Source organism: Clostridium sp. AM34-11AC, assembly GCF_003435375.1.
Classification (GTDB): Bacteria; Bacillota; Clostridia; order Lachnospirales; family Lachnospiraceae; genus Pilosibacter; species Pilosibacter fragilis.
In genome coordinates this window covers 23,130-44,189 of the sequence record NZ_QWGL01000026.1, presented here as the reverse complement: position 1 = coordinate 44,189, position 21,060 = coordinate 23,130, and the positions used below count along the sequence as shown (strand labels likewise).

The 21,060-nt window shown below is 51.4% G+C and carries 17 protein-coding genes; 5 read left to right on the top strand and 12 right to left on the bottom strand.

Annotated features, from left to right (window positions below; translation table 11 throughout):
* Window positions 1-290: 290 nt before the first annotated feature.
* Entirely contained in the window at window positions 291-512 is a 222-nt protein-coding gene (locus DW826_RS13685; protein ID WP_015554672.1) for a hypothetical protein, read from the top strand.
* A 135-nt stretch (window positions 513-647) separates the two neighbouring features.
* Here the strand turns inward: DW826_RS13685 and DW826_RS13680 are convergent, their stop codons facing one another.
* From DW826_RS13680 to cdd, 3 genes are read right to left on the bottom strand one after another with little or no spacing between them, the layout of a single operon-like run.
* Entirely contained in the window at window positions 648-1,841 is a 1,194-nt protein-coding gene (locus DW826_RS13680; protein ID WP_117553019.1) for a phosphopentomutase, read from the bottom strand.
* Window positions 1,828-2,499 (bottom strand): deoxyribose-phosphate aldolase, encoded by a 672-nt coding sequence (gene deoC, locus DW826_RS13675; RefSeq protein ID WP_117553018.1) that lies wholly within the window; start codon window positions 2,497-2,499, stop codon window positions 1,828-1,830. Before deoC ends, DW826_RS13680 begins: the two co-directional genes overlap by 14 nt.
* Window positions 2,500-2,530: 31 nt before the next feature.
* Window positions 2,531-2,947 (bottom strand): cytidine deaminase, encoded by a 417-nt coding sequence (cdd, locus tag DW826_RS13670; protein ID WP_117513390.1) that lies wholly within the window; start codon window positions 2,945-2,947, stop codon window positions 2,531-2,533.
* 261 nt (window positions 2,948-3,208) lie between these two features.
* On the opposite strand from cdd, the gene DW826_RS13665 reads away from it, so the two are divergent.
* Window positions 3,209-3,856, top strand: a complete 648-nt coding sequence (locus tag DW826_RS13665) for a phosphatase PAP2 family protein (protein ID WP_343220643.1) — start codon at window positions 3,209-3,211, stop codon at window positions 3,854-3,856.
* Between the two features lie 204 nt (window positions 3,857-4,060).
* On the opposite strand, the gene DW826_RS13660 is transcribed toward DW826_RS13665, so the two are convergent.
* From DW826_RS13660 to asnA, 3 genes are all read right to left on the bottom strand, one after another.
* Complete coding sequence (locus tag DW826_RS13660) at window positions 4,061-5,044, bottom strand: D-2-hydroxyacid dehydrogenase (protein ID WP_117553016.1); 984 nt, start codon at window positions 5,042-5,044, stop codon at window positions 4,061-4,063.
* Window positions 5,032-6,843 (bottom strand): aminopeptidase P family protein, encoded by a 1,812-nt coding sequence (locus tag DW826_RS13655; protein ID WP_117469723.1) that lies wholly within the window; start codon window positions 6,841-6,843, stop codon window positions 5,032-5,034. Before DW826_RS13655 ends, DW826_RS13660 begins: the two co-directional genes overlap by 13 nt.
* 143 nt (window positions 6,844-6,986) lie before the next feature.
* Window positions 6,987-7,991 (bottom strand): aspartate--ammonia ligase, encoded by a 1,005-nt coding sequence (asnA, locus tag DW826_RS13650; protein WP_117553021.1) that lies wholly within the window; start codon window positions 7,989-7,991, stop codon window positions 6,987-6,989.
* Between the two features lie 217 nt (window positions 7,992-8,208).
* Between asnA and DW826_RS13645 the strand changes: the two genes are divergently transcribed.
* Window positions 8,209-8,955 (top strand): LytTR family DNA-binding domain-containing protein, encoded by a 747-nt coding sequence (locus DW826_RS13645; RefSeq protein WP_015554680.1) that lies wholly within the window; start codon window positions 8,209-8,211, stop codon window positions 8,953-8,955.
* A complete protein-coding gene (locus DW826_RS13640) occupies window positions 8,936-10,234 on the top strand; it encodes an ATP-binding protein (RefSeq protein WP_181968076.1) in 1,299 nt (432 codons plus the stop codon). Before DW826_RS13645 ends, DW826_RS13640 begins: the two co-directional genes overlap by 20 nt.
* 102 nt (window positions 10,235-10,336) lie before the next feature.
* Here DW826_RS13640 and DW826_RS13635 read toward each other — a convergent pair whose 3' ends face one another.
* From DW826_RS13635 to DW826_RS13620, 4 genes are all read right to left on the bottom strand, one after another.
* On the bottom strand, window positions 10,337-11,335 hold the full coding sequence (locus DW826_RS13635; protein ID WP_117553020.1) for a hypothetical protein: 999 nt from the start codon (window positions 11,333-11,335) through the stop codon (window positions 10,337-10,339).
* A gap of 135 nt (window positions 11,336-11,470) precedes the next feature.
* Entirely contained in the window at window positions 11,471-13,510 is a 2,040-nt protein-coding gene (locus tag DW826_RS13630; protein ID WP_117469725.1) for a hypothetical protein, read from the bottom strand.
* Window positions 13,494-15,824, bottom strand: a complete 2,331-nt coding sequence (locus tag DW826_RS13625) for an efflux RND transporter permease subunit (protein WP_015554682.1) — start codon at window positions 15,822-15,824, stop codon at window positions 13,494-13,496. Before DW826_RS13625 ends, DW826_RS13630 begins: the two co-directional genes overlap by 17 nt.
* A 75-nt stretch (window positions 15,825-15,899) precedes the next feature.
* Complete coding sequence (locus tag DW826_RS13620; protein WP_117553015.1) at window positions 15,900-16,652, bottom strand: hypothetical protein; 753 nt, start codon at window positions 16,650-16,652, stop codon at window positions 15,900-15,902.
* Window positions 16,653-16,805: 153 nt separating this feature from the next.
* On the opposite strand from DW826_RS13620, the gene DW826_RS13615 reads away from it, so the two are divergent.
* Window positions 16,806-17,399 carry a TetR family transcriptional regulator gene (locus tag DW826_RS13615; RefSeq protein ID WP_117484129.1) on the top strand — a complete coding sequence of 198 codons (594 nt, stop codon included), beginning with the start codon at window positions 16,806-16,808 and terminating at the stop codon, window positions 17,397-17,399.
* A 172-nt stretch (window positions 17,400-17,571) separates the two neighbouring features.
* On the opposite strand, the gene DW826_RS13610 is transcribed toward DW826_RS13615, so the two are convergent.
* Complete coding sequence (locus DW826_RS13610) at window positions 17,572-19,110, bottom strand: amino acid carrier protein (RefSeq protein ID WP_165859970.1); 1,539 nt, start codon at window positions 19,108-19,110, stop codon at window positions 17,572-17,574.
* Between the two features lie 212 nt (window positions 19,111-19,322).
* Window positions 19,323-21,032 carry a S8 family peptidase gene (locus DW826_RS13605; protein WP_117553014.1) on the bottom strand — a complete coding sequence of 570 codons (1,710 nt, stop codon included), beginning with the start codon at window positions 21,030-21,032 and terminating at the stop codon, window positions 19,323-19,325.
* Window positions 21,033-21,060 lie beyond the last annotated feature (28 nt).

The window sequence follows — 21,060 nt, the reverse complement described above, 5'->3', positions numbered from 1 at the left end:
GCTTGTAAGGCAGATGCTCTCCCAGCTGAGCTAAGACCCCATTGCTTCTGTCTGACGTTTCCGTCAAGCACGATTGCTTTGACAGTTTAACCTATTTTTTCGAAATTGTCAACAGTTTTTTGAAATTTTTTGTAATGGATTTTTCCTGTTCTATCTACACGATTTAAAAAAAAGACTGACATCTCCTATTTTTCTCTTGCATTCCCAATACATCTTGTTTATAGTATAGTGTATAAGAATCCGATTCGCGGATTCCAATAATATGAACCTGCACAGGAGGGATTGTAATTATGCCAAGAGGAAGAAAGAAGACTGACGTTGCTCCGCAGGATCTTTTAAATGAGGTCCTTGCTTCTATCGAAGAGACAGAGCAGAAATTAAAAGCATTAAGAACTCAGAAAAAGGACATTGAAAAACAGATCGAGGCCAAAGAAATGGCTGAATTATACGCGATCGTAAAAGAGAAGAACATGTCCATCGAGGATGTAAAAACGAAACTCGGCGCAGAATAAGTCTCGCACTTCTGTCTGAACATAAAAGGAAGATCTACATTTCCCGGATACCGGGGATGCGGATCTTCCTTTTTTATTCTATTTTACCTGTTCCACGAAACTATCGGATCCACGCAGATCTCAGGCAGATCCCGATCATTCTAATTCTTTTAAGATCGACTCCCCGATCATATTCTCCGCTTTTTTAAGCCCGAAGTTATCGAGCACCGTCGCGCCGATGACACCAAAGGTCTTCTGTTCCTCAAACATTCCCTTCTCTTTCATAGATGGGGAATAGGCAATAAATGGAACTTTTTCTCTCGTATGGTCTGTTCCCGTGTAAGTCGGATCATTTCCGTGATCCGCCGTTATCATCAAAAGATCACCTTCCCGGAGGTTTTCAAGGAGTTCTCCAAGCTTCACATCAAAGCGTTCCAGTTCTTCCCCATAACCCACCGGATTTCTCCTGTGGCCCCACAGGGCATCGAAATCCACGAGATTCACAAAGCAGAGTCCCTTAAAATCCTTATCCTTGCAGATCTCGATGGTCTGTTCCATTCCGTGGACGGAGCTCTTGGAGCGGAATGCCTCCGTGATGCCCTGTCCGTCGAAGATATCACGGATCTTTCCGACGGAGATCACATCGTATCCATTGTCCTTTAAGATATCGAGCGCCGTCGTTCCTGTCGGCTTTAACGCATAATCGTGGCGGTTGCTGGTGCGGACAAATTCGCCTTTCTTCTTTCCGACATAAGGTCTCGCGATGACGCGACCCACACGCCACTCTTCCTTCATCGTGATCTCCCTGGCGATCTCACAGCAGCGGTACAGCTCGTCAAGTCCGAATGTCTCCTCATTTCCGCAGATCTGAAGGACGGAATCGGCAGATGTGTACACGATCATGTGACCGGTAGCGATCTCTTCCTCTCCCAGTTCGTCCAGGATCGCGGTTCCGCTGGCGCTCTTATTTCCTATTACTTTGTGACCGGTGCGTTTTTCCAGCTCGTCGATCAGCTCCTCCGGGAAACCGTGATCTGTGAAGGTCTTGAACGGTTTCGTCGTGTAGATCCCCATCATCTCCCAGTGTCCGGTCATGGTGTCCTTGCCGTTGCTGGCCTCGGAGAACTTTGTGAAGCGGCCCGTCGGCTTTTCCACCGGGGCAACCCCCTTTAATGGTCTTAAGTTTGCGATTCCAAGCTTCTGGAGATTCGGGATATGAAACCCCTTCATGTGTTCCGCGATGTGTCCCAGGGTGTCCACGCCCACATCACCAAATTTTTCGGAATCCGGCATTGCCCCGGTTCCGAGAGAATCAATTACGATCGTAAAGATCCGATTATATTTCGGCATCTAAATCTACCCCTTTCTTTGCCTGTTCTACAAGTCTGCTTGTTCCGAGGCGGTCAGCCCCCAGGCGGACAAACTCCGCCGCGTCGCAAAAGTCTGCGATACCGCCGGCCGCCTTGATCTTCTTTTCTGCGGCCATGTGAGCCTTCATGAGCGCCACATCCGGCTTTGTCGCTCCTGCGGCGGAAAATCCTGTAGATGTCTTGATAAAGTCCGCTCCAGAGGCGGATACGATCTCGCACATCTTTATCTTCTCCTCATCCGTGAGAAGGCAGGTCTCGATGATGACCTTTAAAATGTGATCTCCGCAGGCCTCTTTTAAGGCATTGATCTCCGCCAGGACCTTATCGTACTGTCCCATCCTGACCCAGCCGATGTTGATCACCATGTCAACCTCTTCCGCTCCGTCTTTTAACGCCTCTTTCGTCTCAAAGACTTTCACAGACGTCGTGTTGTACCCGTTCGGGAATCCGATGACGGTACAGACGGGCATCTTCCCATCCAGATATTCTGCCGCCTGCTTTACGTAGGACGGCGGGATGCAGACGGATGCGGTTCCATATTTTACCGCGTCATCGCAGATCTCCCTGATCTGTTCCCAGGTGGACGGCTGTTTTAACAGTGTATGATCAACTTTCTTCAATATATCTCTGTATGTCATATTTTCTCTTACATCCTTTCCAGTGTGCCTTCTATTTTTCCAGTGCTTTCCCCGTAAAGCCTAACGGTAGCAGCTCTTTCAGGAGGTAATCCCGGATCTCCCCGTCTCCATTCATAAGGACGATCCGAAAGGTCTCCGGGTCACAAAACTCTGCCATCACCTGGCGGCAGACGCCGCAGGGTGCGCAGAAATCTTTCGGTTCTTTTCCCTTCGGACCGCCCACGATGGCGATCGCCCGAAAGTCCATATTTCCCTCGCTGACAGCCTTAAACATCGCCGTCCGCTCCGCACAGTTTGTCGCCGGATACGCCGCGTTTTCGATATTGCAGCCGCGAAAAATCGTTCCGTCCCCGCATAGAAGCGCTGCTCCCACCGCAAAGCTGGAATATGGGCAGTAGGACTGTTTTCTTGCTTCCAGAGCTTCCCTTACCAGTTCTTTATTTTCCATGAATTTCCTCCCTCCAGGTTTGAAAATCCGAATATATTTTCTTCCTTTAACATACCATAAAGCCGAAACAATGTCAAAAGTCTTACCGCCCTCTTACATTTCTAAAGTGTTCCTTACTTTTCGATAAAAATTTACCAATGGGGGTTGAAACCCCACTTTTAAAGTGTTATAATTTGGCAACGCAAGAGAAATATGACAAAAGTATTACAGAGCAGGCCTATAAATATGATGCCTGTTCCGAAAGTAAAGGAGGTCATCCTTTTGAAAAAGCTGATAAGAAAATATGGGCATGTATGGATGCTGTCCTATGCATTCATCTATATCCCCTGGTTTGCAAGACTTCAGGAAAACATCAACAAACCTTACCACGTCATGCACACGGCACTCGATGATATGATTCCTTTCGAAGAGATCTTTATCGTACCTTATCTGATGTGGTTTTTATATGTAGCAGCCACCATCGCATTTTTCTTCTTTCGGAATCGTGATGACTATTACAGGCTCTGCACCTTCCTTTTCACAGGAATGACGATCAGTCTTCTCGTCTGCACCCTGTTCCCGAACGGAACGGACTTCCGTCCAGCGATCGATCCGGATAAAAATATTTTCTGCTACCTGGTATCGAGACTCTGGAGCATTGATCCGTGCATCAACGTCTTCCCGAGCATCCATGTATACAACTCCGTCGGTGTCCACATCGCGGTCTGCCACAGCGAAGAATTAAAGAAACATCCGATGATCATCGGGGCATCCGGCGTTCTGATGGTTCTGATCTGCCTGGCAACAATGTTCTTAAAGCAGCACTCCGTGATCGATGTGGTCGGCGCGCTCCTCATGGCATCCGTCATCTACCCGATTGCTTATGCACCGGAGGCGGAAAAGAAGAAAAAATACGAGACGAGCTTCTAAAATATAATAACTTCAAACCTGTGCAGGATAGTTTTTACGGCTGTCCTGCATTTTTTGTTGCTGTTTTTGCTGTTTTTCTAACTTTCATATTCACAGGAGACCTCTACCTCCTGCCTCTTTCGAATGCATGACAGCAAAAACAGCCGTCCTCTTTACCCGCCATATAAGCACACAAAAGAACAGCTGTCTTTACTTTTTATCTGACTATTGCTTTCTATATCCCGTCGTAAAATCCACCACATTCCGGTACGGCGTTCCGTTCGCCCAGGCCGCGAGATTTTCTCCCGCGATCCGGATGATCCGCTCAAATGTCTCCGGGAGGAAAAAATTACCTGCCACATGAGGCGTGATCACAAGGTTCTCAAGCTCCCACAACGGGCTGTCCGCCGGAAGCGGTTCCGGCTCCGTAACATCGAGACCACAGCCGCCGAGATGTCCATCTTTTAAAACTTTATAAAGTCCATCCGGATCGATGGCGTTTCCGCGACCCACATTGATGAGGTATGCGCCCTTTTTCATCAGGCGGAGTCTTCTCTCATCCATGATGTGGTTCGTAGTGCTTCCGCCCGGAAGGACCATGGCAACAATATCTGCCCTGCCTAAGAGCGTATCCAGATCATCCATCGTGTGCTGCTCATCCAGGTAATCCGGCTTATTCCGGTTCGTACGGCGGACACCGATCACATGGGCGCCCAGCGCGTGGACCTTTCTCGCGTAATCCCCGCCGATATCGCCCAGACCCAGGACAAGGATCGTGGAACCTTCCACGGAAATGATATTTCCCATGGCTTTCCATACATGCTCTGCCTGATTGGCATGATACTGGTTTAAACGTCTGATCAGGTCGAACGTAAGACCCAGCATATGCTCGGAGACCGCGAGTCCGTAAGCACCTGTGGCGTTTGCGAGCACTGCTCCCTCCGGCATCACACCGGCCTTGATATAGAGATCTGCCCCAGCAGAATTTAACTGGAGCAGCTCCAGGTTCTTCGTGCCGGAGAGCAGGGATGGATCTACGTTTCCGATGATAACATTTGCCCGTTCCGCGTCCTCCTTTGTGACTTCCTCGCCGCTCACATATCGGATGCAGCAGTTCTTGTCACCTGAGGCAGCTTTTTCTTCAAGGAACTTTTTATGAGCCTCGTTTACCGGGATCACCACCAGAATGTTTTTCTCTAAATCCGCCATGTGTAATCCTCTCCAATCGGTCTTGTCGCTTCTTTTAACCACTCGTTCTCTTCCTCAGTCATATACGGGGAAAGCTTCTCGCAGACTTCTTTATGGTACGCGTTCAGCATTCTCACATCAGACGGCTCCATCACGGAAATATCCACCGCATCGAGATCGATGGGCGCGAATGTCATGTTCTCGAAGCACATGAACTGACCGTACTCATTCTTCTCCGCCTTTCTGCAGAGGGACAGGTTCTCAGTACGGATTCCGTGGCTGCCTTCGATGTAAAGACCCGGCTCGTCGGATGTCAGCATGCCCTCCTCCAAAACGCAGGAATCCTGACGCTCCGGAACGATGCGCCAGCGGATGCCGTTCGGTCGCTCATGGACAGCGGATAAGAAGCCAACGCCATGTCCGGTACCGTGGTTGAAGTCGAACCCCCGCTCCCAGAGCGGTCCTCTCGCAAGGTAATCCACATTGAGACCCCGGCAGCCGTATAAAAATTTCGCGTTCATCAGGCGGAGCATTCCCATCATGACAAGTGTAAAGTGTTCCTTCATCTCGTCTGTCACATGACCGACCGCGATGGTTCTTGTGACGTCCGTGGTTCCCTCATAGTACTGTCCGCCAGAGTCTACCAGATAGAAGCCATCTGTTCCCACCGGGCTCTCCTGCTCCTTTGTCGCATGGTAGTGGCACATCGCCGCGTTGGAGCCGAATGCGGAGATCGTCGTGAAGCTCGGTCCGAGGTAACCTTCCTGGGCCTTGCGGTAATCCTCCAGGCGCTCTGCGGCTTCTGTCTCTGTGAGTTCCACTTTTCCCGCGTTCTTCTTCATCCAGTACAGGAATTTCGTCAACGCCACGCCGTCCTTTAAATGAGCTTTGCGAAGGTTTTCCATCTCCACCGGGTTCTTCACTGCCTTCATCCGGGAAGTCGGGTTCATAGCCTCCACAATGCGGTTGGAGGCATCGATTTTCTTATAGAGGGCAAAGTTTACCTTACCCGGCTCTAAGAGGACCGTCTCGTTTCTGATCCCTGCCACCGCGTCGTAGATCGCGTCGTATTTTTCGATGGCGACATGATTCTCCTCAAAATAAGCGCGGAGCTCCGGGGAGAATTTGCGGCTGTTAATAAAAAGTCTCGCCTCATCCTCTGTGATCAGGGTGAATGCCGGTGCCAGTACATTTCCGTCGTCGGAATTTTTGCGGATATTAAAGAGCCATGCCACATCGTCAAGGCTTGACAGGATGTGCACGGTCGCGTGTTCCTTCTTCATCGCGGTTCTGAGGCGGGCAAGCTTCTCCGCAACGGTCTCGCCTGCGTACTTCACGTCGAGGACCCACACCTCCGGTGCCGGAAGGATCGGGCGTTCTTCCCAGACCTCACCCGCAAGGTCATCGCCGACGGAAAGTGTGGCATGTTTCTCTGCCATCATGGTCTCAAATTTTCTTCCCTGGGCAGCATTTACCACGCGGCCGTCAAAGCCTAAAACGCCGCCTTCCGGCATATGGTCCATCAGGTATTCCTCAATGGTCGGGACGCCCTCCTCGCCCATCGCCATCAGACGTGTGTCCTGGCCTTCCAGCTCTTTCTTCGCCTGGACAAAATATCTTCCGTCTGTCCACATGCCGGAAAAAGCCTGGGTGATCACCATGGTCCCCGCGGAACCTGTGAAGCCGGACAGGAATGCGCGGCATTTGAAATAATCCTCCACATACTCAGAATCGTGGAAATCAGAAGACGGAACATAGTACGCGTCCACATTTCTCACTTTCATCAGGGTCCTGAGTTCCCTCAAACGTTCATTTGCCATTTTTTTACCTCCATAAGCAGGAAAAGTTACCGCACACATCTTTGTGGACCGTAACTGTTTTCCTGAATATTTAATACCGGTCAGGCTTGCGCCGCCGGGTCGTTCTCATAATAAGTCTGTGCAGATCCGCATCCGCCTGCTGCTTACAGCAGCGGAATTCCCGCCTTATTCGCCTCCTCGCGGACCTCATCCGGCCACAAGGAAGACTGGATCTCACCGATATGGGCTTTTCTTAAGAAGAACATACAGATACGGGACTGTCCGATACCTCCGCCGATGGTGTATGGAAGCTCTCCGTTTAACAATGCCTTCTGGAATGCAAGCTTCTCGCGCTCCTCACAGCCTGCCGCCTTTAACTGCTCGTGCAGGGAGATCTCGTCCACACGGATACCCATGGAGCTTAACTCAAGGGCAATGTCGAGAACCGGATAGTAGACGATAATATCGCCGTTTAATTTCCAGTCATCATAGTCCGGAGCACGTCCATCGTGCGGCTCTCCGGATTTTAACTTTCCGCCGATCTGCTCGATAAACACAGCGCCGTGAAGCTTCACGATCTCATACTCTCTCTGCTTCGGGGTGAGATCCGGGTAGAGGTCCTCAAGCTCCTGGGATGTGATAAACTCGATGTGCTCCGGGAGAACACGGCCGATATAGTCGTACTCGTATGCCATATAGTCCTCTGTGATCTTTAATGCCTTATATACGGCACGGACAGTCTCTTCCAGTGTCCCGCGGGTTCTCTCCTCCTTCGTGATCACCTTTTCCCAGTCCCACTGGTCCACATAGATGGAGTGGATGTTATCGGTGTCCTCATCGCGGCGGATGGCGTTCATATCGGTGTATAAACCTTCACCCGGCTGGAAGCCGTACTGTTTCAACGCGTAACGTTTCCATTTTGCCAGGGAGTGGACAATCTCTGCCTTTCTTCCGCCTTCCTTAATATCGAAGGCAACCGGGCGCTCCACACCGTTCAAGTTATCATTTAATCCGGATTCCGGCGTTACAAATAACGGAGCGGAAACTCGGGTCAGATTTAACTGTTTTGTAAGTTCCTTCTGGAAGAAATCCTTCACGACCTTGATGGCGATCTGGGTCTCTTTTAAGTCAATATCCGGAGTATAACCGGCTGGTACAATAAAATTCATTGTCGTGCTCACCTTTCTATGCAGCATCCAATTTTCTGTCTTTTCCGCCGCCATAAAATGCCAAAACAGCGGCATTTTTCCTTTGCGCTTTATGCTGCCGGTATCCATCATATCATTATTTGGCGGAAAATGGAAGAAAAGTTTCATTCTTCCACACATTTCCCCAAAAACATGTTAAAATAGCTTTAACAGTTTAACATCAAAGGAGCGACCGAACATGAACATAGCGATCGTCGATGACCGAAAGACGGATTCTGACCGGCTTGTCGGATTTATTGATACATATGCGGAACAGCATAGGCTTCAGTGGGGGGCAATGGACCGTTTTTCCAGCGGGGAAGAGTTTTTGGGCGCGTTTACGGCCGGAAAGTATGATCTCATCTTCCTTGATATCTACATGGATGGCATCACCGGGATGGAGACGGCGAAGCGGATCCGGCGGGCGGATCATGGCTGCAGGATCATCTTTATCACCACCTCCCCTGAATTTGCCGTGGAGAGCTACGACGTGAGCGCATCCTTCTATCTCCTGAAACCTATTGAAAAGAACGGTGTGTTCGCTGCCCTCGACCGGTGCGGGCTCCAGGATGCTGAACGCACCAGGGCGGTGGAGGTTGCAACACATTTTGGAAAGACAGTTCTCCCGGTCCACGATATCTCCTACACCGAGTATGTCAGACGGCAGGTTCTCATACACCTTAAGAACGGGCAGGATATGGAAGTCTCCATGAGCCAGAAGGATTTCTCCGCCCTTCTGCTCCAGTATCCGTGGTTCTGCGACTGCATCAAGGGGATCCTCGTAAACTTTGAGGACGTGGATAAGCTTTTAGAAGACCGTTTTCTCTTAAAAAGCGGGATCCAGATCCCTATCAGCCGTCTGAAATACCGGAATGTGCGGGAGCAATTTCTTGAGTATTCCTATTCGAAAGTCCGGGGAGGTCAGTATGGCGGAACTGCTTATTAATGAATTTTTCAGCACTTATCCGTTCCACATGTTCGCGTATCTTCCGTTTCACACGAATCTGCGTTATCCGGGAAAAATAACGATCCTGCTCTCTGCCCTTGCGGAGATCATATATCTGGCAGTCTTCGCGATACTGGTCCATGCGGGGTTTCCAGCCGTATCTGTACAGTATCTTGCGATTCCCATTCTGGGATTTTTTCTCTACCATCTGGTTCAGGCAAACATCGGAATCGTCACATTCCAGTACACCTTTGTCCTTGACTACCTCATGGTTATCCGCGCCTCCTCCTTTTTTATCTGCAGACAGTTTCTGCACTGCGGATTCTACACCTGGCAGTCCGGCGTCACTACGTTACTCCTGGTGCTCCTCACCACCCGGTTTATGATAAAGCGGCTCACAGAGATCATCGACAGTCTCTCCGCGATCCAGGCGCCTGCAATCTGGAAAACCGCATGGCTTCTTCCATTTTCCGCCACGATGATCATCTTCCTTCTCACCGGCAATATCCGGGATGGGAATTTTGATCAGGCAGACCTTTTCGCCAGAGTCCTGCTGCTCGTCTGCATGTTCCTCATCAGCCACACGCTGATCATGCTCCTGCGCTTCTTTAAGGACCAGGCAGAAGCCGCGGCAAAATCGGAGACCATGGAAAAGCTCCTGGAGATCCAGTCAGACCAATACAGCCTTCTCACCGCCAGGATCCAGGACAACCGCCGGGCAAGGCACGATTTCCGCCAGCATCTGGCCGTCATCAGGGACTGCGCCGACCGCGGGGATCTCGCCTCCCTGAAAAATTATCTGAACGATTACGAAAACATGTTCCCGATTCAGGAGGTCCGCACCTACTGCAAAAACTACGCAGTCAACGCGATCCTCTCCTTCTACGCGGAAAAGGCAGAAAAAAACGGGATCTCCATGCAGGTCACCATCCAGATGGCTGACCCGCCGGTGATCCCGGAAACGGAATTCTGTGTTCTAGTCGGAAATTTACTGGAAAACGCAGTGGACGCCTGCGCGGATACCGATGCGGAGATCCAGTCTTTCATCCGACTCCATGTAGTCCAGACCGGCTCCTCCATGCTCTCCATCACCGCCGACAACACCAGCTCCGGAAGTCCGAACTGGTCCGGAGATAAGCTGCTTTCCACAAAGCACTCCGGCTACGGCATTGGAACGGAGTCTATCCGCATGATCGCAGAGCGGTACAGCGGGGACGCGAGATTTAGGTGGAAAGACGGAATATTCTACGCGTCTGTGATGTTAAATCCGCAGGTTTGACCGCTGAGACCGGATTTTCGACCTCTGTTATCTCCTGATGACAATTTCATATCAGTACCTTCAGCTTTTATATGCCCTGAACGGATCATCCCGATTTTGGTCTTACATCCCCGGCACATACACGCCGCTCTCATTCACATAGAGCCCGTCCGGCGTCCTCCCGCTCTTATACATGGCCCCGCTCACCGGATCCAGATAGTAGGACTTGTTGTACAGGGTGATCCATCCTGTGGCCATATATCCGTCCTCCCGGAAATAGTACCACTTTCCGCTGATGTAGAGCCACTCTGCCGCCGCCCATGTGCCATCACCGTAGTCCCACCACCATCTGCCGTCAGCGCTCTGCTTCCAGGAGCCTGCGGCGTAGGATCCGATCTCCCCTGAGCGGACCCAGGCGCTCTTCGTGTTGTTTGTGGACTTCACGGAGCGGACCTCAAAGCTGTAGGATCCAGAGGTTCCCATCAGTCTCGAAAAATCGTACTTCGTTCCGTAGATCGTAAACTCGTCCCCCGTGAGACTGCCGTCCTTTAAGAGGCGGAGCTGGTAATATTTCGCCCCGCTGACCGCTGACCATGTTCCCGTTCCGTAGGCGTTCGGAGACCAGGCCACACCTGTGGGCGCCTTGACGGTACTTGTGGTGGATGCGGTGGTTTTCTTATCGAATGTCAGGCGGAACGTCAGCTCGACGGTACTTCTGTCATTTTTCTTTACCGCCTTCACGTACTCCGCTTTTCCGTATCCGTTTTTTGCGGAATCGGACAGTGTCAGGCGGAAGTCCTTTGAGGCTGTCCCGGAGAAATAATAATTATCCTCGTCCGCTACCTCCAGCGTCACCGTGATCTTCGGTGGATTGGACTCCGTATAGCCGTTTCCGTCGTTATTTTCGATATAAATGTTATCTACATAGTAAAGATCTGTATTATCCCCGTAGGGCGTCACTGTGACGTCCTCAGAGTCATTTTTAAGTCCCACAGTGCTGTCGATGGTCAGGTATATCTTTCCGACCGCTGTCTTGCTGGCTGCAAAAGCCGGAAACGCCGCAGTCACTGCCAGAACCGCCGCCAGCAGAAATCCCGCAATCTTCTTTCCAAATTTTTTCATGTCTTCTCCTTCCCGTAAGAAGTTCTTCCACTCGCTTCTCTTTATCCCCTCATATACCAGTTTGTGCAGAAAAACGTCCACGCAGAACAATTCTGCCGTACATCCTCCTGCACAAATCCATCAGATATTCTTTCATTATCTGTTCTTAAAGATCTCAATGATCGCCCTGACCATCTGGACCAGCATGTTCCACATTCTCTCAAGCGGGTTCACATCCGCCTTCGCTGTCTCCGCATCGAGAAGCTCCGCGTCATCGTCCACGCTGATCTCCTCGGTTCTCATGATGATCTGCAGGGTGTTCGGCTCCGCGTTCTCATCGGAAGTGAAGGAAACCTTCTCCGCGTTTGGATCCATATTTAAGAAATTGTTGTCGTCCTCCATGTCGTTCCACTCATTGTCCATGGTGTCCTTCATAGTCCGGCCGGCCTTTCTCATGGAGCTGGTGCTGTCGAGGACGCTTAAACTCTTGTCGAGGACATTCAAACTTCCCTTGATGGAGTCCTTCGCCGCCGCGTCAAGGCTGTCCGCGCTGGCACGGACGGTATTCTGTACCAGAGTCAGGGAATCCGTGCTCTTATTAAGGGCATCCGTGGTTCGGTTTACGAGCTCCCCGGAATCATCCAGGGCTGACTGGAGATCCGGGTAATACACATCCAGGGAATCCTTTAACGCCTTCACATCCTCGATCAGATAGTCCATCTGGTCTGTGGTCTGTGCCAGGTATTTTGATGTATTGGATACATCGTCGAGCATATCTGCTGTATCTGCCACAAGGGCATTGCTGGAGGAAGCCACCTGGCGGAGCGCTTTCTCCTTCTGCTTTAAGATTCCGATAAGTTCCTGGGCATTCAGCATTCCCGCATGTCCGGCGGAGGTGTCTGCTCCCGCTGCTGCCGCTGCCAGTGCCTGGGTATCTTCATCCCCTGCCTCACCGTTGCAGTAATCTGCGATCGCGTCCTGCATGGACTCCTGGGCAGAAGCCAGGTTTTTGATAAACTCCAGAACGCTCTGCTGAAGCTGTGTGTCAAGCTTTTTGATCAGCTGAACGGAAGCGACTACGTTTCCAATACTGCCGGACGCGCCCTCAGAGCTATCCCTTAAGCCCCGTAAGCTCGTGTCCAGTCTGCGGATCGGCTCCTGCATGTTTCCGAGTGTGTTGACAACGTCTGTCATGCTGTTGTGGGCAACCTCGGAGGCATCCTTTGCAGTCTGGATATACGGAACGATGGTTCCAAGCTGCTCGGAGAGCGCCGTCAGGGAAGCCAGTGTCTGGTCATTGCTGTCCAGGATCTCGTCCTTGGAACCGCTGATGACGCCTCTCGCGCTCTCCGCCTCATTTAAGCCCTGGCGCAGCTCGTTGACGCCGCTTCTCATGGCCTCGACGGAAGCCGCCATCTGGTCCATGCTGTCGTATAACTGGTCACCGGCATCCTTCCAGGTGTCCTTGGCGTCCTTCAGGTCAACGATGTGCTCTAAGTCTTTCACCGTTCCCGGAACCATCGCCATGATGACACCGGAGGTCTCAAACTTGTCGCTGCCAATGCGGATCGTGTAATCGCCCTCCTCGCCCGGAAGCGCCGTGTACATGATCGCGGTCTGGGAACCGAGGCTCTGGGTCTGGGAATCTTCCGCTTCCACACTGTAGCACTTGCTCATATCAACAAGCATCGCTACCACTAACATCATATTGTTCTTATAGTAATCTCTCGCCGCCTCATTCGGTGTCGCTGTCACATGTACCTCCACCAGACCGGAAGCACCCGCAAGCTTCTCAGCGTCCGTCGGGACGCCGTTTAATTTGTAGGACACATCCATGGTCCACGGAAGTGTCACCGCGTCCTTATCGATCGCTCCCTTATAGTAGAAATATCCCTTGGTGTCCGCCGGGAGATTCCATGTGACCTTTCCGTCACTGATCTCCGGAGCTGTGTTGTTGGTCATATTTGTCACATCAAGATAATTTCCATAATCCGTAAAGCTTGTGAGACCATTTAAGCTCACACCCTTCACGACATTCACCTTATCAACGGAACCATAGTAATCCAGGTTCACGTACATCGCTTCATCGACGCTCACAGACGCCTCTGCCGCATAGACCGGCGCAGAAACAAGGCTGGTGCAGAGTGTGACAGCCGCCATGCCCGCTGCCATGATCCTTCTATTTTTCTGTCTCATCACCGTTCTCCTCCATTTCTTCTCTATCTGTCAATTCCGGCTCCGATTCCCTGCTGGCCGCCGCCTCGTTCTCATCGTCCTCGTAGGGATCTCCGCCTTCATCTGTACTCTCTTCTGTCTCGTCCCCGTTCTTTCCGGAACGTCTCTTCTCTCTCTGGTTCTTCACACGGCGGTGCAGGCGTCTCGCAAGAGCTGCCGCCGGTTTCTCGCCGACGATAAAATTGTCAAATAATGTTAACAGCAGCGGAAGCACCGTCAGTACCAGCACAAGGCTGAACAGTCCGCCTCGTCCGATCAGGTGTCCCAGGTCCGCGATGGCCGTTGTGGACGAGATCATATACACGATATATCCGGCCAGCGTGATGATGGATCCGGAAGTAAAAATCGAGGAACAGGACGCTGCGATGGCCTCCACACATGCCTTTTTCTTCGGCAGCGTCTTTCTCTTCGCCAGGTAGTTGTTTGCAAGCAGGATCGAGTAATCGACCGTGGCACCCAGCTGGATACTGCTGACGATGATATAACCCATGTACACCATCTCGACACCCTGGAAATACGGCATCGCCATGTTGATGAAGATCGCCACCTCGATGGGAATGATGACGAGGATCGGCATGACAGCCGACTTGAAGCTCATCATGACGACGAGGAATACGCCCGCCAGGGACAGAACATTTACATTCTCATAGTCCTTTACGATGAAGGACTTGATATCCTGGGTGGACGGAGTCTCACCGACGAGATAGCTTCCTTCCGGGTAATACTTCTTTACGATCTCCTGGATCGCGTCGGAGTCCTTGAATGCCTCGGCACTCTCGGTCTTCGTTCTCGTGTAGATCAGCATCCGGCAATAGCCGTCTTTATGTAAGAGCTCCACCGTGGACTTCGGGAGAAACTCTTCCGGGATCCCCTCCGGCAACGTATCCGCTAAAGCTGTAACGTTCTTTACATAGGATAGATCCTTGATCTCCTTCGCCATGGCCCGCTCATTGACCTCCGATGTGTTCGGATAGAGGGCGAGCAGCATGTTGCTTCGGCCGAAGATCTTCGTGATCTGCTGGTCATCTTCATAAACCTGTGTTCCCTCCGAGGCACCCATGGAGTCGTTTCCGTAAAGGAAATCGTTCAGGCCCTGGGCCGTGTATGCAAGCGGTGTCACGAGGACGATCACCGCGAACACGATGGGACGGATCCGGTAGATCGCTTTTCCAAGTCCGTGGAAATCCGGCATAAAGGAACGGTGCTTTGTCTTCTCATTGAGCTTCGCGAACTTCAGGATCATCGCCGGCATGAAGAAGACGACTGTCAGCAAGCTGAATACGATACCTTTCGCCAGGACAAGACCCAAGTCAAATCCGATGGAGAACTTCATCGTCACAAGGGCCAAGAAGCCGACGACTGTCGTCAGGCTGCTGGCGAAGATGGAATTGATCGCCTCCTGAACGGCGTTGATGATCGCGTCCTCCTCGTTCATTCCCTGCTTTCTGTAGTTCATGAACGCGTCAAGCAGGAAGATCGAGTAGTCCATGGATGTTGCCAGCTGCAGGATGATCGACACGTTTTCCGTCAGGAACGAGACGGTTCCGATAAAGATGTTCGTTCCCTTATTAAGCAGGACAGCGACGCCCATAACCAACAGGAATAATATCGGTTCCGTCCATGCCGTTGTCGTCACGGAAAGCACAGCGAAGATCATGATCACCGCCACAACGAGGATCTTGCTCATCTCGCTTGCCATGGACTCTGTCATGGATTTGTTCTGGACCGCCATGCCGACGTAGCATCCTTTGTCCCCTAAGAGATCCTTGATCTCGTCGATGGCAGTGGAGGTTCGGGTGGAATCACTCTCCTCCACAAATGTGATATCGTAGACCGCATTCCGGTCTTTGTAATAATCCTTGATCTCACTCTCATCAATGAAGTCTTCACCGGCATAGATATTTACCGTGCTGTCGCACCATAAGACCTGGTCCACGCCATCGATATCGGCGATCTCATCTTTATATTGCTTCGCCTCGTACAGCGAGACGTCCTTCACCATGACCCGCGCCGTTCCGGGATAACCGAACTTATCACGCATAACGTCAAGTCCGATAGCGGATTCCGCCGTTTCCGGAAGATATTTCGTCAGGTCATAGTTTACATTTACAAAGTTCATCGTCAAAAGCGAGAGCAGGCAGCCGATCACGAAGACCGACTCGATCCAGCCGCGTTTATGGATGATAAATGACGCGAGCATGTAGGAAAAGCCGCCGTTCTGGTTCTTTTTCTTTTCTTTATGCCCGCGGAACATGTTTTTTATTTTCTCTCCCATGTCTTCTCTCCTTATATTCCCTGTCCGTAACTGTTCAGTACCCACACAGGTCATTTTCCGTCACCGTCCACATTCCTACCGTTCCAGAACCACCATGTAATAGTCCTTTCCATTCTGGTTTTCATGGGCAATTCCCATTCTACGGTAGTATTCCAGGGAATATTTTTTATCGTCCTTCCGGTCGAATTTTTCCTGCATCCGGATCATAACAGAATCATACGGATCGTATGTCTCCTCAGGGCCCCAGAGGTACATCTCAAAAAATGTGGCACTCTTTCGCTCCGGAAATGCTGTCTTTACGTAATCGCTTACGGTTCCCTCTCCCGGGATCGTATTTTTGCTCTTGGAATATCCCTTTTCCATAGCGGAAGAAAGTCTTGCCTTTGCGATATCGCAGAGATCCATGTCGAGGACAAATGTGGCGCGTCCATCGTAAAACTCCACATCCCCGTTGTCGTAATCATCCTCCGCCTCCGGATAAGTGTCAAAAAACAGGTCGCTCTTCTCATCATTCATATCATCAAAGAGTTCCTGTTCCTTCTGATCCAGCACGTATACAGGATACGCGCCGCCCTGCGTATTCGGGGTTTTCCGCGCATAGGACAGCGTCCCGTCCTTTGTAAACGTGTAGCATGTATTCTCATCTTCTATAAAATCTGTGCTCCAGGCACCGTTTTCCATAAGGTAGTACCACTTTCCCGAGATCTGATTCCATCCCGGTACCGCTCCGAATGGCTCCGGAGCTGCCGCATATGCGGGAACTGCTGTCATTCCCGTGATCATGCAGAGGATCGCTGCCATTCTTCGTACTTCTCTTCTTCGGATCATATGATCGCCTCCGCTTTTTTCTTTCCTTTTCACTTGCAATATTATCTATGTTTATGCTAAAATACTCAAGAACCAATTTTTGAAAAGTGTACCAAATGAGACAAATTATCACTTTTTGTCCAATTTGGAATGGATAGAGGAGTTTTGTAGTTTATGATAAAATTACCGATCCAGGAAGAACATGTTTCTGTCCGCAGGACCTACCTGCTTTTGATGAAGGCGCTCCTGGACCTTCTGGCGGAAATGCCTTTTGAGAAGATCTCCCTCACTGATCTCTGCCGGGTCTCCATGATCTCCCGGTCCACGTTCTACCGGTATTTTGAGGACAAATATGATCTTCTGCACTACTGCGTGAACATGTACATTGAGGGACTCCGCCCGGTGGAGGATCTGATCTACTTTAAAAGCACCGATTCCCTGCGTCAGTTTTTAGAATATCTGATCGCTCAGGTGGATGAGAATATCACTCTCTACCGCCGGATCTACCAGACGAACAAAAACGGCTCCCTGATGTTCACGATCCAGGGAGACCTGGCGAAGATCCTCACGGAGAGCGGCTGGCAGGGCGAGAACCAGGGCGTTCGGTTAAAGATCCCGCTCCCACTCTATGTTTCGTTTATGTCAAGCTTTTATCTGACGACGCTAAGATCTTATTTAGAGCTGGCGGATGAATATGACGCGAAGACCTTCGTGGAAAGCGTCTGCCGCTTTGCGCTCAGGGATTTCTGGGAGAAGGCTGACGGCTGATCCGGCAGCCTCTTTTTCCACTGTCCGGAATCCGTTTCTACTTAATATAATATGGAAGCTTCCCGCAGGTCTTTTAACTGCCCTGCTTCCTGTACTTTGGTTCTGTTATTATCCGCATAGTAATGCCGCCCTGCGTTTCTTTCTGAATCCACCGGGCGGCATCTTTTTTCTCTTATTTCATCTTTGCCCGCTCATCCCACACCGTAACATCGATTCCGGCGATCTTTGATGTGAATGCGGTTCCATCGTTCTTTTCGAAGTGTTCCCATGCCCGGAGCACATACTTAAAGCCTATGTACTGTAATGGCAGGTTGCAGTATACCATGAGGATATTCGCGAAATCGCTGAGATCCCACAGGGCACTTAAGTCCATGCCCGCAATGTTCGTGATAACGCCGAAGGAGATGACTACCAGGCAGAGCACGCGGATCGTGTTAATAAAGGCAGGTCTCGTGGAGATCCGGTTCGCGCACATTTCCGTGAAGGACATGAATCCCACAAGGCAGGTAAACGCGAACAGACCGAAGCAGACGCTGACGAGCATCGTCACGAGGTGATAGATCGTTCCGTTCCCGGTGAGCGCTCCGCAGGATGCTAAGAACCTGTCAAGTTTTCCGAGTTCAAACCATGCTGCGCTGTCCTCCGTGAGCCACACTCTTCCCATGACAACGACGAATCCTGTCAGGGTGCAGATCACGATGGTATCTAAGAAAACGCCAAGCGCCTGGACACAGCCCTGGTCACAGGGATGCTTTGCGTCCGCCGCCGCTGCCGGCATGGTGATCGTTCCCTGTCCAGCCTCATTTGACATAAGGCCTCTCTTGATTCCCTGGCTCAGCGCGATACCGAAGGCACCGCCGAAGACTGCTTCCGGCCGGAAAGCCTCGGAGAATACTGCTCCGAAGAACCACGGGATTCTCGGGATATTAAATACGATGAGAAGAATGACTGTCAGGATATAGATCACTGCCATCACAGGAACTAAGAGGTCTGTAACCTTTGTCACCTTCTTGATTCCACCAAAGCTGATGACCGCCGTCGCCGCGATGAGGACCGCGAAGGAGATCCAGTACAGGGCGGAGTTTGTCTCGATGACGGTTCCCGTAAATACGCCCGCGATCGCTCCCACCGCGGAGATCGTGTTGAAGCCCTGGGCCGGGAAGCAGAGGAACGCATAGATAATGTAGAGGACACTGAGCGCCGCTCCTGCCCATGCCGCATTCTTTAAGAGTCTTCTTCCGTAATACGGCAGGCCGCCCACATACTCATCATCTTTTCTCTCCTTAAAGATCTGGGAGAGTGTCGCCTCAACGAAAGCTGTGGACATACCAAAGAAGGCGGAGATCCACATCCAGAGCAGGGCGCCCGGACCGCCGGTGGAGATCGCGCCGGTGACGCCTAAGATATTTCCGGGGCCGACACGCATGGCCGTCGACAGGAGGAATGACGCCAGGGATGAGATTCCTGTGCCGCTGCTCTTCTGTCTCATCAGGACATGGAGTCCGTGGCGGAATTTCCGCACCTGGATAAACCGGAGTCTGAATGTAAAATAGATTCCTGTTCCCACTAAAAGGATGATCGCCAGACTGAAGTTTCCGAGGATCGGGATATTCGCGTACCAGTCAAAGTTCGTCGGGAAATCCCAGAACAGGTTCGAGACGATCTGGATCTTTCCGCATATGACATTTACGGCCTGAAACAACGCTTCCATAGCTTTTTCCTCCTCATGATTCAATTTTTCTGTATTGTCGGAAATTTTTCTGGGATGATTCTCCGCAATGATCCCCGGCATCCCTCATTTGAATTCAGATTTCCATTAAGATTTAAAAGTATTTATGCCTCATCTCTTAAAAATCCGAGTTCTATTTTGTATACGTTTCTATAATATATCTGTTATTAGAAATTTTCAAGAAAATTTACAAATTATTTCGGCAGACTGTCCGCCACGCAGAGCGCTCCATATCCCAGCCTCGGATTCGGATAGGCCAGCTCAGAAGGAAGTCTTCTCGCTCCTTTTCTTAAGTACGCCTTCACCTTCTCCCCATAAAGATACGGATCATTCTCCCTGACGATCCCCCACTCCATGAGAAGCGCCGCGGCCCCGGTGACAAAGGGCGCCGCGAAGGATGTTCCGGTGACAGGGGAATAGCCGCCGTCCCGGTCCGGGGCCATGATTCCCACCCCTGGGGCGGCGAGGTCCGGCTTCTGGGCGCGATAGACCCTGGTGTCCCCGCGGCCAGAAAACGGGGCATAGATTCCGGTCCCGCTGTCATAGGCGCCCACCGTCACCGGTCGGAACGCCGTGGAGGGAATCGTCAGGGTCGTATCCGGCGACGATTCCAAAAATTCCGTGTCCCGCCCGACTGCCGCCGCGGAGGGAAGCCAGAGATCCGCTGCCGTCTCCTCATCCCCTGTTCCGAGGAATCGGAATGTCCAGATCCCGCTCTCCACATAAGTTCTTTCCGGCACAAACTCAATATAGATCTCCTGGGCCGCATTAAAAGGGGACGGTTCCCCGTAATAGATCAAAAGTTCCGTCTCTCCGACCCGGATCCGGTCCGTTCCCCTCACCGGGACAAGCTCGATCTCCGCACCGCCAAAGGGATCCCTCAGAAAGATCCGCATCCCGTCCTCATAGTTTTTCCAAATCTGCATGCCGAATCCCGTCTCGTATGTCCCAACAGAGAGTCGGATCTCCGTGATCTTCCCGGGTTCGATCACAGGTCTCGCATGTCCCCCGGAGTCCCCCTCATTTCCCGATCCTGTGACGAAGACAAACTGCCCCATCTGTGCAAGAGAATCGAGGTACCGCTCTAAAAGTCCGCCGCCGTCGTGGGATCCATATGTATTTCCAAAGCTCAGATTCACTGCCATGGGGCGTCCCAGTTCCAGAGCTTTCCGCACCGCGAGATCCATCCCCCGCATGAGTTCCGTGGTTCTCGGAAATCCAACTGAATCCGGGATTCCGAGACGGACAATGATAAGTTCACTCTCATAGGCCGCCCCGCGGTACAGTCCGCCGCTTGTTCTCCCGTTTCCAGCCGCGATCCCCGCCACCGCCGTGCCATGGCCGCTGGTATCCAGGGAAAGACCGCCTGTTCCGCCGGATTTATTCTCTCCCCGCAGGATCTCATTGATCTCCCGCCTTTCATATGTTTTCCCACTGATCTGGTCATCCAAATACAGGATTCTCGTGGTTCCGTCCTCATTCCGGAAGTCTTCATGAAAGATGTCGATTCCCGAGTCGATCACCGCCACCAGGACACCTTTTCCCGTAAGCCCATCGGTCCCTGTCTGCACCGGAAGAAAACAGGAGGCCGCCCTCGCCCGGTTCAGGGCAAAAAACAGCCTCTTTGGTTTTTCCGCGTATTCAATTTCAGGAAGTGCGATCACCCCCGGGACATCCCGCTCCGGGACACGCAGGATCGCAAAGCTGCTTAAAAGGTATGTTCCGGAGACACCCGGAAACTGCTCATTCAAAGTGCTCTCCAGGTTCCCATGGTATTTCACGATGATCTCCCATGTCCGCTCCACCCTGTCATATCCCACGTTCAGCTCTTCTGTCCGCTCCCTCGTCTCCTCAGGGACAGAAAGTGCCAGATTCAATAGATTTTCCGCCTTCTGATCTTCCATCTCTGCCGCGCCACATCCATTCTATATT